The 11782-nt window shown below is 66.4% G+C and carries 12 protein-coding genes; 6 read left to right on the top strand and 6 right to left on the bottom strand.

Annotation, left to right across the window (positions count from 1 at the left end; translation table 11 throughout):
* Positions 1–46: 46 nt before the first annotated feature.
* Both thrS and yidD read right to left on the bottom strand, forming a co-directional pair.
* Entirely contained in the window at positions 47–2074 is a 2028-nt protein-coding gene (gene thrS, locus EV666_RS15975; protein ID WP_132010369.1) for a threonine--tRNA ligase, read from the bottom strand.
* A gap of 265 nt (positions 2075–2339) precedes the next feature.
* Positions 2340–2738, bottom strand: a complete 399-nt coding sequence (gene yidD, locus EV666_RS15970) for a membrane protein insertion efficiency factor YidD (RefSeq protein ID WP_207906440.1) — start codon at positions 2736–2738, stop codon at positions 2340–2342.
* A 388-nt stretch (positions 2739–3126) separates the two neighbouring features.
* On the opposite strand from yidD, the gene EV666_RS15965 reads away from it, so the two are divergent.
* Positions 3127–3942 (top strand): MipA/OmpV family protein, encoded by an 816-nt coding sequence (locus EV666_RS15965; RefSeq protein ID WP_132010365.1) that lies wholly within the window; start codon positions 3127–3129, stop codon positions 3940–3942.
* Positions 3943–4086: 144 nt separating this feature from the next.
* Here EV666_RS15965 and EV666_RS15960 read toward each other — a convergent pair whose 3' ends face one another.
* Positions 4087–4518, bottom strand: a complete 432-nt coding sequence (locus EV666_RS15960) for an iron-sulfur cluster assembly scaffold protein (RefSeq protein WP_132010363.1) — start codon at positions 4516–4518, stop codon at positions 4087–4089.
* A 545-nt stretch (positions 4519–5063) separates the two neighbouring features.
* Here EV666_RS15960 and folE point away from each other — a divergent pair.
* The 3 genes from folE to EV666_RS15945 all read left to right on the top strand — a co-directional run bounded on the left by folE (position 5064) and on the right by EV666_RS15945 (position 7836).
* On the top strand, positions 5064–5714 hold the full coding sequence (gene folE / locus EV666_RS15955; RefSeq protein WP_132010361.1) for a GTP cyclohydrolase I FolE: 651 nt from the start codon (positions 5064–5066) through the stop codon (positions 5712–5714).
* A 142-nt stretch (positions 5715–5856) separates the two neighbouring features.
* Complete coding sequence (hisI, locus tag EV666_RS15950) at positions 5857–6282, top strand: phosphoribosyl-AMP cyclohydrolase (RefSeq protein WP_132010359.1); 426 nt, start codon at positions 5857–5859, stop codon at positions 6280–6282.
* 435 nt (positions 6283–6717) lie between these two features.
* Positions 6718–7836 (top strand): patatin-like phospholipase family protein, encoded by a 1119-nt coding sequence (locus tag EV666_RS15945; RefSeq protein ID WP_245514486.1) that lies wholly within the window; start codon positions 6718–6720, stop codon positions 7834–7836.
* A gap of 152 nt (positions 7837–7988) precedes the next feature.
* Here the strand turns inward: EV666_RS15945 and EV666_RS15940 are convergent, their stop codons facing one another.
* Positions 7989–8420, bottom strand: coding sequence for a CBS domain-containing protein (locus tag EV666_RS15940; RefSeq protein ID WP_132010357.1), 432 nt, complete (start codon positions 8418–8420; stop codon positions 7989–7991).
* 137 nt (positions 8421–8557) lie between these two features.
* Positions 8558–9406 carry a rhomboid family intramembrane serine protease gene (locus tag EV666_RS15935; RefSeq protein WP_165910051.1) on the bottom strand — a complete coding sequence of 283 codons (849 nt, stop codon included), beginning with the start codon at positions 9404–9406 and terminating at the stop codon, positions 8558–8560.
* A 349-nt stretch (positions 9407–9755) separates the two neighbouring features.
* Here EV666_RS15935 and EV666_RS15930 point away from each other — a divergent pair, with 349 nt between their 5' ends.
* Complete coding sequence (locus EV666_RS15930; RefSeq protein ID WP_132010353.1) at positions 9756–10388, top strand: transglutaminase-like cysteine peptidase; 633 nt, start codon at positions 9756–9758, stop codon at positions 10386–10388.
* Between the two features lie 147 nt (positions 10389–10535).
* On the opposite strand, the gene EV666_RS15925 is transcribed toward EV666_RS15930, so the two are convergent.
* The gene (locus EV666_RS15925; RefSeq protein WP_132010351.1) at positions 10536–11063 is read right to left on the bottom strand and encodes a gamma carbonic anhydrase family protein; all 528 of its coding nucleotides are present in this window, start codon (positions 11061–11063) and stop codon (positions 10536–10538) included.
* Positions 11064–11212: 149 nt separating this feature from the next.
* Here EV666_RS15925 and EV666_RS18320 point away from each other — a divergent pair, with 149 nt between their 5' ends.
* Positions 11213–11371 (top strand): hypothetical protein, encoded by a 159-nt coding sequence (locus EV666_RS18320; protein WP_165910050.1) that lies wholly within the window; start codon positions 11213–11215, stop codon positions 11369–11371.
* The last annotated feature ends 411 nt before the right edge of the window (positions 11372–11782 follow it).

The following is an 11782-nucleotide window of genomic DNA, read 5'->3' as shown; positions in this document are numbered from 1 at the left end:
AGGCCTTGCGTCTCACCAGGCCCTGCTTCTCATCGCGCCTTGCGGCTCAAAGCTGGCCAGCGACCACGCGCTTGCCGTCCAGCTCCACCGCCGCCGCGTCGGCCACGGCGTCGGGCGCGCGCAGGCGCTTCTGGTCCGGCGGCAACGCCTCCAGCTGCAACATGGCCAGAGCCTCGTCGAGCCCCATGGAGCGTTGCTCCTGCGAGCCAAGCCGCCGGATCGACACGGTGCGCTCCGCCGATTCCTTCTTGCCCACCACCAGCAGCACCGGAACCTTGGCCAGCGAATGTTCGCGGACCTTGTAGGTGATTTTCTCGTTGCGCAGGTCGAGGCCGGCGCGCAGGCCGCCCCGCTTCGCCGCTTCGGCCACCTCGCGGGCGTAGGCGTCGCCGTCCTGGGTGATGGTCAACACCTTCACCTGCTCCGGCGCCAGCCACAGCGGGAAGTGGCCGGCGAAGTGCTCGATCAGGATGCCGGTGAAGCGCTCGATCGAACCGCAGATGGCGCGGTGCACCATCACCGGCGTTTTCTTCTGGCCGTCGGCGTCAATGTAGAACGCGCCGAAACGTTCGGGCAGGTTGAAGTCCACCTGGGTGGTGCCGCACTGCCAGTCGCGGCCGATGGCGTCGCGCAGCACATACTCGAACTTCGGCCCGTAGAACGCGCCCTCGCCCTCGTTGACCGCCGTCTGGATGCGGCCGCCGGACTGCGCCTCGATCTGCTTCAGCACCCGGCCCATCACCGCCTCGGCGTGATCCCACAGGGCGTCGGAGCCAACGCGCTTTTCCGGGCGGGTCGACAGCTTCACCACGATCTTGTCGAAGCCGAAGTCGGAATAGGTCGAGAGGATCAGATCGTTGATCTTCAGGCACTCTTCCGCCAGCTGGTCCTCGGTGCAGAACACATGGGCGTCGTCCTGAGTGAAGCCGCGCACGCGCATCAGCCCGTGCATGGCGCCAGAAGCCTCGTAGCGGTGCACGACGCCGAACTCGGCCATGCGCAACGGCAGGTCGCGATACGACTTCAGGCCGTGCTTGAAAATCTGCACGTGGCCCGGGCAGTTCATCGGCTTCAGCACGAACCAGCGCTTGTCCTCGGCCTCATCGCCGGCCGACTGGGCCGCGAACATGTTCTCACGGTACCAGTCCCAGTGACCGGAAGTCTCCCACAGGCTCTTGTCGAGGATCTGCGGCGCGTTCACCTCATCATAGTCGCCGGCAAGACGGCGGCGCATGTAGGAGATGATGCCCTGGAACAGGGTCCAGCCCTTCGGATGCCAGAAGACGGTGCCCGGCCCCTCCTCCTGGAAGTGGAACAGGTCCATCTCGCGACCGAGACGACGATGGTCGCGACGCTCCGCCTCCTCAAGCTGCTTCAGATAGAGATCAAGGTCGTCCTGCTTCGCGAAGGCGGTGGCGTAGATGCGGGTCAGCATCGGATTGTTGCTGTCGCCGCGCCAGTAGGCGCCCGCCACCTTCATCAGCTTGAAGGCGTTGCCGATCTTGCCGGTGGAGGTCATGTGCGGACCACGGCACAGGTCGAGCCATTCGCCTTGGCGGTAGATGCGCAGGTCATCGCCCACCGGAATGGCGTCGATCAGCTCCACCTTGTAGTTTTCGCCCTTCGCCGCGAAGAATTCCTTCGCCTGCTCGCGCGTCCACACTTCCTTGGTGAACGGCGCGTCGCGGGCGATGATCTCGCGCATCTTCTTCTCGATGGCGGGGAAATCTTCGAGGCTGAACGGCTCGTCGCGGGCGAAGTCGTAGTAGAAGCCGTTCTCGATGACCGGCCCGATGGTGACCTGGGTTCCCGGCCACAGGCTCTGCACCGCCTCCGCCAGCACGTGGGCGGCGTCGTGGCGGATCAGCTCCAGGGCGCGCGGATCATCCCGGTTGATGAATTCGATTCTGGCGTCGCGGGTGATCGGGTCGGCCAGATCGGCGAGCGCGCCGTCCAGCGCCATGGCCACGGTGCGCTTCGCCAGCGACGGCGAAATGCCCTTCGCGATCTCGAAACCGGAAATGCCTTCAGGAAACTGGCGCGCGGCGCCATCGGGAAATGTAACGTTGATCATCGGATCCTCGGCTCACTCCTGCGAACTGGGCAGGTAAGCGGTTGGCGCAATGCCGTTGAAAGCTGCGCTCATTCGCATTGCAAAACGTGAATGACAGGGCGGACGCCCGCGCGCCGCAGCCTGCGTCACGACGGCCCGCCGCGGCCAACGGCTGCATGGGCGCGCATGCGCCATGACGTCCGCCAGCATTTACCCCGCATGCGCCTGACAGGCAATCTGTCCGGGTCGCCCGGCCGTTTTACACGGCGCGAAAGCGGCCCTTCAGTCACAGCGAAGAACAGGCCGTGGGGTCCTTCACGGCGCCCTTCACGGCGTCCTCCCCCACGCCCGGGCGATTTCCGTCCGCGCGATCTTCGACGCCGCGCCAGCGTCCGTAGCGCCAGGGCGTCCACCAGCGGGCGCCGGCCGGGCGCCGGCGCGGCGGAAAATCGAGGCCATGCGTCCCCCACGGCTGGCAGCGGCAGATGCGCGCCAGCCCCATCCAGCCGCCAGCCCACAGACCAAACCGGCCGATGCTCTCGGACGTATAGGCGGAGCACGACGGCAAATGCCGGCACTGGCGCCCGACCAGTCCCGACAGGCTCAGCTGGTAGGCGCGGATCAACGCCATGCCCGCCTGCGCCGGGAGACGCCGGATACGGGAGCGGAGATGGGAATGTTCCATCGTCATTACCGCGCAGATATGAGATCGGAAGGGCCGGAACGCCAGCCCGGGCCTTCGTGGCGAAAGCGCGGCGCACATGCCTGTGCTCCTGCCTGGCCTGCGCCTGCCTGGTCCATGCGCTTGGCTGCGAAACATCGGGCTGACGGGCGCCTGGCCTGCGACATATCCCCAGCCGGGGACTGTCCGCCGCGATGCCGCCACATTGCCGCCCCAGACCGACGCTGGCGGTTTCGTTAGCATAGCATTAACCTTGCCGCTGATTCAGGCTGGCGCTTGCCGCCTGTTAAGAATCTTTTTCGTATACTGAACGCCAAACGCAGCAACGAAAGCATCCCGAGCCGTGCCAAGCCGCCTGTCCAGATTTTCCGCCGCCCTCGCAGCTGTTGTCATGCCAGCCGTTTTCGCCGGAGGCGTTCAGGCCCAGCCGGCGGATTATGGCGAACGTTCGGACATCATGTTCAACAATACGCCCGTGTCGTCTGACCAGTGGATCGTCACGGTCAAGGGCACCATCGGCGTGTCGTCCGCCTGGCCCGGCTCCGACCGCATGACGTTCTTTGGCTCGCCCTCCATCAGCTATCGTTATATGGGCGAACGGCCGAAGTTCACCTCGCCGGACGATAGCGCCAGCCTGTCGCTCTACGACACCTCCTGGCTGCGCGCCGGCGTCGTGGCGGGCTACGGCCCTGGCCGTTATTCCGGTTCCGAACGTCGCCTGTGGGGCATTCACGACGCGGGCTGGTCGGTGCAACCGGGCGTCTTCCTCGACCTGTGGCCGACGGAATTCCTGCGCGCCCGCATCGAAGCGCGCTACGCCGTGGGCAATGTGCATGGCTTCGTCGGTTCGGTCGGGCTTGACTTCGTCAAGAGCTTCGACCGGCTGACCCTGGCGGTCGGCCCACGCCTGAAGTGGGGCAGCAACCGCTATAACGACAACATGTTCGGCGTCCGCTTCGAGGACGCCCTGATGACCGCGGGCTTCGTCCAGCCCTTCAAGGCCAGGGGCGGCATCAACTCCCTGGGCGTGGTCGCGTCGGCCTCGTACACCTGGTCCGACGAGCTCACCACCACCGTGTTCGGCGGTTATGACCGTCTCATGGGCGACGCCGGCGACAGCCCCATCGTCCAGCGGGTTGGCTCACGCAACCAGTACACGGCCGGCGTCAGCGCCGCCTATTCGTTCAACATGCGCGCGCTCTGGTAATCCGGCGCGCCAGCGACGCATGCAAAGGGCAGCCTTCGGGCTGCCCTTTTTTCATGGCCAGAGCGCTTTTTTTGGAGCACGGGGCCGCTTCTGAAGCACCTGGCTTGCCAGGCGCATGATCGCGTCAAAGCCAGCCCCCGGACCTCACCCTTTCCCCAGCGCCTGCCTCAGGGCCGCGAGCGTCGCGTCAAAGGTCAGCAGGGTCGAGGCGTGGCGGGCGCGGTAGGCGCGGATAGGCTCCAGCAGGGCGCAGTCGGCCCACTTGCCTTCGGGGGGAGCGCCATCGGCGTCGAGCATGCGCCACACGCGCTCGCGCAGCTCTTCCAGCTCCGCCAGATCGGCGCCAATGACATGGCTGGCCATGATCGCCGACGACGCCTGCCCAAGGGCGCAGGCCTTCACGTCATGGGCGAAGTCCACGATGCGGCCATCCGCCACACGAACGTCCACCGTGACCCGGGAGCCGCACAGCCGCGCGTGCGCCTCCGCCGTGCCATCGGGGGCGTCGAGCCGGCCGATGCGCGGGATATTGGCGGCCAGCGTCAGGATGCGCCGGTTATACACGTCATCGAGCATGAGGCGTCCCCGGGGCATTTCCAGTCAATCTCGACCGGAAATGCTCCAGCTTTCCCTGTTGAGAGCGAACTCTGGTCGGCCAGCCAGTTCTGGCTGACCGGAAAGCGCCCTGACAACCAGACCTGCGGGAATATTTCCCTACGTCTCCGTGGCGGCTGGAGCGCGCAACCAGTTACATAAGCGCAATATGGACATGGGCAAAGCCCCCCGCCGCCGGACTCCGCCGGTCCAGGTCCCTGGGGGCGTAATGGCCCGGCCACCGCCGCTGGCGCCAGATGGTGTGGCGTGCAACAATCGCCAGCGGCGGGAATTCAGGGCTAGGATCAACCGGCCCCTCTCCTATATACAAGGGGTCGGCTGATCCAGGCATGGCTCTGCTGGCTTGCCGGAGCCGACCTTCCGGATCACCGCGATGACGACCGACCCTTGCGTTGAGACGGCGTCGCATGCTGTCGCGTCGCATGGCGACCGGCGCGCCGTTCCCGTGTTCGCGCGGGCGGCGTCTTGAAGAGTGGAATGTAATGATCGACAGCGGGAGGCCCCACATGGACAGTGTGGTTAAGTCCTTGTCCGCGCGGTTGGCCCCGGCCAACGCCGACAAGCAGGTTACCGTACCGGATTTTGAGCGCCCGACGCGGGAAGAAGCCGAGGCGGCGGTGCGCACGCTGATCGCCTGGGCCGGCGACAACCCCGATCGCGAGGGCCTGGTGGACACGCCCCGTCGGGTCGTGAAAGCCTATGAAGAGCTGTACGGCGGTTACCGGCAGGACCCCGAAGCCCAGCTGGACCGGGTTTTCGCTGAAGTCGGCGGCTATGACGACATGGTCCTGCTTCGCGACATCCAGTTTTTCTCGCATTGCGAGCATCACATGGTGCCATTCACGGGCCGGGTCCATATCGCCTATTATCCCAACGGCGGCGTCGTTGGCCTGTCCAAGCTGGCGCGCGTCGTCGACATCTTCGCCAATCGCCTGCAGACGCAGGAAACGATGACGGCCCAGATTCTCGACACCATCGACGCGCGCCTGCGGCCGCGCGGCGCTGCGGTCATGGTTGAGGCGGCGCATATGTGCATGTCGATGCGCGGCATCCAGAAGCAGGGCTCCATGACGATCACCTCGCGCTTCAGCGGCGTGTTCCGTGAGGATCCAGCCGAGCAGGCGCGCTTCATGACCCTGGTTCGCGCCGGCGCCTGACTGCCGGCGGCCGGCGGCTCCATGGTCCGCCGCCAGCCCTGACCTCCCCCAGGCCCGCTTCCTTTGCGGGCGGCGCCCGTTTTGTCGGCCCGCTGCCCGCTGCGGCGCCTCCCCCATCTTCGCCAGCACCGGGAGCCAAGCCATGTGCGATCATCACGGCGCCTTTCCCCCGCGCGGCTCCGCCCACGACGTTGAGGAAGGCGCCCGGCTGACGCCCGCCTTCGACGCCAGCGGACTGGTCACCTGCGTCGCCACCCATGCGGACACGGGCGAGGTCCTGATGGTGGCGCACATGAACGCCGAAGCCCTGCAAAAGACCATTGAGACTGGCGAGGGCTGGTTCTGGTCACGGTCGCGCCAGACCCTGTGGCGCAAGGGCGATACCTCGGGCCAGGTGCTGCGCATCATCGAGATGCGCGTCGATTGCGACCAGGACGCCGTCTGGATCCGGGTGCGGGTGGGCGGCGATGGCGGTTGCTGCCACACCGGCCGGGCCAGCTGCTTTTACCGGGTTATCGAAACCGGCGCCGGCGCCCGCCCTGACCAGCAGCTCCAGTTCGTGGAGTAGCCCGCCCACGCGCCCCATGTCCTGGATCAGCTTGCCGGCCCGCCAGTAACCGCGCCGCCAGCATGCGGACGCGCCATATGCTTATGTCTGTGTTCTTGCGCCGTGATCCTGCGGCGTGATCTTGCGCCGTGATCCTGCGCCCGCGCGCCGGCCTGCGGGGCGCAGCGGGGAGCCGTGACCTCCGCGCGCGCCGCTCAGGCACTGGAAAACGCCGCATTGCACACGCATGCAACATTTCGTCAGTCATATTGATTTCCATGGTCATCCAAAAAGAAGGACGATCAGGCGGCGACGGCGCGAGTGCGCAGGGGTCTGAAGCTCCGGCCGACAGCAGGTGCGTTCGCGCAAGGGCTTCAGGCTTTTCCGGCGGCTTCCACGTCCGCAGGTCGCGCGTGGTCACGAACAGGTATCAGCATGTTTGATGCAAGGAGCTTCATGCAGTTTCGTCGCGGCGGACCTTCTGGCGGCCCCCAGGAGGAGCCGGCCGCCGCGGCGCCCGCCGATGAAGCCATGGAAACAGGCGAAGCTTCCACCGCGGCGCCGCAGGCCGGGTCCGGCGAACCGGCGCAAACGCCGCCGTCCCCGCGTCGCCCGCGCAATCCGCCCCAGCCGCGACGACCTGTCCGCCTTGGCCTGGCGCTCGGCGGCGGCGCGGCGCGGGGCTGGGCCCACATCGGCGCCCTGCGCGTGCTGGAGAAGGCCGGATTCGCCCCCGACGTGGTGGTCGGCACCTCCATTGGCGCGGTGGTTGGCGGTTGTTTCGCCACCGGCTCGCTCGACGTTCTGGAGGAGTTCGCGATCTCGCTCACCCGCCGGCGCGTCATGGGTCTCATGGATTTTTCCATGGGCGGCTCTGGCCTGATCAGCGGTAACCGGCTGCGCCAGCTGCTGGAGCAGGATATCGGCCGCCTGCGCATGGAGGACCTGCCAGGCCGCTTCGCCACCGTGGCGACGGAGCTGGGCAGCGGTCACGAGGTCTGGCTGACCCGCGGGCCGGTGGTGGACGCCATGCGCGCCTCTTACGCGCTGCCCGGCATTTTTGACCCCGTCTGCATCGGCGGCCGCTGGCTGATGGACGGCGCGCTGGTTAACCCAATTCCGGTCACCGTGGCGCGGGCGCTGGGGGCCGAGTTCGTGCTGGCCATCAATCTGAACGGCGACCTGCGCTCCAACCGCGCCAGCACCATCCCCTCCCACGGGCCGCTTGAAGACGACGTGGCCGGCGCCGCGCCGGATGGGGCGACTGAAAAGCACGGCGGCATTCTCGGCGCGCTTGGCGCCGCCCGCCGCATCGGCCGCTTCGCCCGCCGTCCCGACGGCGCGCCGGGCATCGGCACGGTGATGATGGACGCCTTCAACATCACCCAGGACCGCATCTCGCGCTCGCGGCTGGCCGGTGATCCGCCCAATCTCATGATCAGCCCGCGCCTCGGCCAGATCGGCCTGTTCGATTTCCACCGGGCCGCGGAAGCCATGCAACTGGGCGCGGACGCCGCCGAGCGTTGCCTGCCGGAACTGGAGGAAATGCTGGAACTGGCGGACATTTCCGGCTGAGCAGGGGTGAAAGCAGGCGCGCCGCCGCGCCCAGCCATCGGGCCGGCGCTGGCCCGGCCAGCCGGGAACCCGACTGCCCCGCTCTCTCGCATCTGCCGGAGCGCAAAAAGAGCAGGCGCCATCCCCACGGATAGGCCAGCGGCTCCCAGGCCTCAGGCCGTGGCGATATATTCGCGCAGGGCCTGGTGTTCGCTTTCGATTTCGGCCAGCCGGAACTTCACCACGTCGCCGATCGAAATGACGCCGATGACCTTGCCGTTCTCCACCACGGGCACATGGCGAAACTTGCTGGCCGTCATCAGGGCCATCAGCTCATTGACCGCGGCGGCTGTGGTGCAACTGGTGACGTCGCGCGTCATGTGAAACCGCACCTCGTCCCGCAGCACCTCCGGCCCACGCCGGGAGATCGCCCGCACCACATCGCGTTCGGACAGGATGCCCATGAGCGCGCGCGCCGCATCAAGGACCAGCACGGCGCCAATGCCCTGCCCGGCCATCAGATCTGCGGCGTCGCGCAAGGACGCTTCCGGCTCGATCGATGTGACGTTCCGGCCCTTGTCGGCCAGAATGCGCGCAACTGTCATGGTCGCTCTCCCTCCGCCCGCTCCCCGTTCCGCTTGCCCATCCACCGCCAGCCAGCGCCGCTCCCGCGTGGTCACGCGCAGGCGCCGGTTGTCAGGCCCCGGACGTAAATACTGTCCGCAACCCGCCCCCAATGCAATCAGTCTGTATCGCGCATCCATTCAGAAGCGCTTGATCCGGCCGGGTGGGGATCGAACAGGCCGAACAGCAGCATGCCGGTGAGGAAGCCGCCGATATGGGCCTGCCACGCCACGATGGATTCGCTGACCCCCAACGGCCGCGCCAGAACGCCAAACAGGATATTGGTGACGAACCACGCCCCGGCGAACATCATGGCCCTGCGGTTGCGGAAGGTGTCGACCAGGCTGTCGGCCCGCGCCAGGTGAACGCTGGCGGGGCCGCCGAACAGGCCGCCGCGCACATTGAAGGCGAAACGCACCGCCGCCCCCATGCAACCCGAGATCGCCCCCGAGGCGCCAATCATCGGGATCACCTCCATCGGCCCCGACAGGTAATGGGCGAGCGCCCCGCCGGCGGCGCAGATGAAGAAGAAGATGGTGAACCGCGCCGCGCCGAACCGGTTGGCCAGCGGCGCGCCAAAGGCCAGCAACCAGACCGAATTCAGGATGACGTGCGTCCATGAGCCATGCAGGAAGGCATGGGTGATCACGCTCCACGGCGCCAGCGACCCGCTGGCGACGATCAGCCGCCCCAACGCCAGCTGGCCGGCGGCGGCGTCGGGCGGCAGCCCCTGAAGGCTGGCCGCAAGGCGCTGCATGAAATCATCCGGCTGCAGCCACCAGGTCACGCGCGCCGGCACGAAGGCCAGCTGGTACAGCCAGATGAAGTCGTCGTTCACCAGTTCGCGGAACCCGTGCACAAGCAGGAAAACGCCAATCAGCGCGGCCACGACAGCCGGCGCGTTGAAGATTGGCTCGCGACCGGGGCGCGGTGAATCGGGCTGACGCCGCTGGGAAGGATTGCTCATGACGCGACCATGAGGCGCCGCCCATGATTCACGCAAGCAGCCTGAAACACATTCAACTTCCAGCCGCGCGAGCCCCGCGACGTTTGTCGTTCTTTCGGCCGCCGCCGCTGCCAGAAAGCAACGCCCGCGTGTGAAAGCCTGGCCGCCCGGCGCGCCGCACCCCTGTGGCGCCCCGGCCGCCTGTCCGCCCCTTAAAACTGCCGCCATGGGGGACTCCCGCCCCGCCGGCCGGAACCACGCGGCGGTAATTGCGTTTACCATTTGTTTAGGTTTGCCGCCCGGGCGCCTTGCGCCGGCGGGGGGCGCGTGAAATCGTTACCGAAACGTTAACAGCCCCTGGGGTTATGTCGTGTCTTTCCGGTCTGGACTCATCATCGCCGCGGCGATCGCCGCCTTCAGCAGCCAGGCCCTGGGCCAGGACCTGAAGACGGCCGGCCTGCCCGCCGACATGAGCCAGGCAAAGGCCCCGGTGCTGCAAACCACCCTCTCCCCCATGGGCTGGGTCGACTTCTGCCAGCGCTACGCCGGTGAGTGCGACCATGAGATTCGCACCCCCACCCACATCAAACTGTCCCGCAAGAGCTGGCGCGATCTCGCCGCGGTCAACGCCCACTTCAACCGTTCCGTCGCCCCGGTCACCGACATGGAGCACTGGAAGACGGAGGAGCGCTGGGACTACCCGAACGACGGCAAGGGTGACTGCGAGGACTACGTGCTGGCCAAGCGCCGCATGCTGATCGACATGGGTTACCCCCGCCAGGCGCTGCTGGTGACGGTGGTGCGCGATAATCTGGGCGAAGGCCACGCCGTACTGATGGTCACCACCGATCGCGGCGACCTGGTGCTGGACAACCGCCGTCAGGACATCCTGTCGTGGACGCGCACGGGCTACGCCTACATCAAGCGCCAGTCCGCCGTCAGCCAAAATGTCTGGGTGTCGCTTGGCGCGCCCCAGGCTCCCGTGGCCACCGCGTCGCGATAACCGGTTTCAGAGCTCACTCCGCAAGAAGAAAAGCCAGCCCGTTCGGCTGGCTTTTCATTTTCCAGGCTTGGACCGGAGGGCGCATCCAGCGCGCCATCCGGGGATAAACCGCTCCGGCGAAACCCTTTGGGGCGCAACTTTTTGGGCTCACAGCTCCTGCAGGGTCTGGGCGAAGCGCTTCCAGTTCTCGACGTAATGGCGGGCGCTGACGCGCAGGCGCGCAACTTCCTCTTCCCTGAGTGGCCGCACCACTTTGGCCGGCGAGCCCAGAATGAGGCAGTTGTCCGGGAACTCCTTGCCTTCCGGCACCAGCGAATTGGCGCCGACCAGGCAACCGGAGCCGATCTTCGCGCGGTTGAGTACGGTCGCGCCCATGCCGATCAGCGACCCGGCGCCGATCATGCATCCGTGCAAAATGGCGCTATGCCCAATGGTGCATTCCTCAGCAATGGTGATTGGCGCGCCAGGATCCGTGTGCATCATGCACAACTCCTGGATATTGGAGCGCGGGCCGATGTCGATCAGCTCGTTATCGCCGCGGATAACCGTGCCAAACCACACGCCCACGTCCTCGCCGAGACGGACATTACCAATGACATGCGCCGATGGCGCGACCCAGAAAGCGCCGGGCTGGGGCAGTTGGGGACGGACATTCCCGAGGGCATATACAGACATGGCTTCCTCCAAAGTCCCGGGACGTTGATCCAGGTTCCATGGCGCCGTCAAGGGCCATGGCGCCCCGCAATATTCCGCCTTTCCGAATCAAGATTTAAAGAATATATTTATCTTGCGACTGTATAATTTGACCATGCGGAGCGCATCACATGCATGAAACTCAAATACGCAGCGACCGCCCCCTTAGAAAAGCGCCTGAATACCTGATCCAGCAACCCCAGCACAGCGAGATTACCAGCGGCGCATTTCTCCTTCTGTTCTTCGCCGCATCCATTGTATCGGTCATTGTCAGCACGCTGATCCGGTAACGTCCAGTTCAGGCGGCTTTGCCAACGGGCCGCCTGGCGCCGCGTACGTGTCCCGCGGCGGGAGGGACGGCCGCGCCTGAGCATTCAGGCGCGCGCAATCAAGGCGCGAACCCTCAACATTCATTGCGATTGACCTCCAAATCAGGCTGCCTCCAGGATGCGTCCACGAGGCAGGAGTCCGGATCAGGCGCCTCCTGCCGGTCCTGATTGCGCCCCAGACTGAGGAATCGTCAGCCGTATGGGCGAACGACCGCCTGCCCGGCGCGGGCCGGCGGCCGCCCGGGTCATGCGTCACCCCTCTCGCGTTACGTCACGCGCTGCGTGTTCCACGGGATGGTGGGCACTGATTCCACCGGATGATGGGCGCGCGTTCCACGCGATCATGGGCAGCATTTCCACGGCATCGTGGGC

The sequence above is a fragment of the Camelimonas lactis genome (assembly GCF_004342915.1).
Classification (GTDB): domain Bacteria; phylum Pseudomonadota; class Alphaproteobacteria; order Rhizobiales; family Beijerinckiaceae; genus Camelimonas; species Camelimonas lactis.
The sequence above is the reverse complement of the archived record's forward strand: the minus strand, read 5'-3'. Positions and strand labels throughout refer to the sequence as shown.

Coding starts and splice junctions, on each gene's coding strand:
- EV666_RS15960 (WP_132010363.1), bottom strand. CDS start 4,518: ATGCTCGATGACGTGTATAACCGGCGCATCCTGACGCTGGCCGCCAAT.
- yidD (WP_207906440.1), bottom strand. CDS start 2,738: ATGGAACATTCCCATCTCCGCTCCCGTATCCGGCGTCTCCCGGCGCAG.
- EV666_RS15945 (WP_245514486.1), top strand. CDS start 6,718: ATGCAGTTTCGTCGCGGCGGACCTTCTGGCGGCCCCCAGGAGGAGCCG.
- EV666_RS18320 (WP_165910050.1), top strand. CDS start 11,213: ATGCATGAAACTCAAATACGCAGCGACCGCCCCCTTAGAAAAGCGCCT.
- thrS (WP_132010369.1), bottom strand. CDS start 2,074: ATGATCAACGTTACATTTCCCGATGGCGCCGCGCGCCAGTTTCCTGAA.
- folE (WP_132010361.1), top strand. CDS start 5,064: ATGGACAGTGTGGTTAAGTCCTTGTCCGCGCGGTTGGCCCCGGCCAAC.
- EV666_RS15935 (WP_165910051.1), bottom strand. CDS start 9,406: ATGAGCAATCCTTCCCAGCGGCGTCAGCCCGATTCACCGCGCCCCGGT.
- EV666_RS15925 (WP_132010351.1), bottom strand. CDS start 11,063: ATGTCTGTATATGCCCTCGGGAATGTCCGTCCCCAACTGCCCCAGCCC.
- hisI (WP_132010359.1), top strand. CDS start 5,857: ATGTGCGATCATCACGGCGCCTTTCCCCCGCGCGGCTCCGCCCACGAC.
- EV666_RS15965 (WP_132010365.1), top strand. CDS start 3,127: ATGCCAGCCGTTTTCGCCGGAGGCGTTCAGGCCCAGCCGGCGGATTAT.
- EV666_RS15940 (WP_132010357.1), bottom strand. CDS start 8,420: ATGACAGTTGCGCGCATTCTGGCCGACAAGGGCCGGAACGTCACATCG.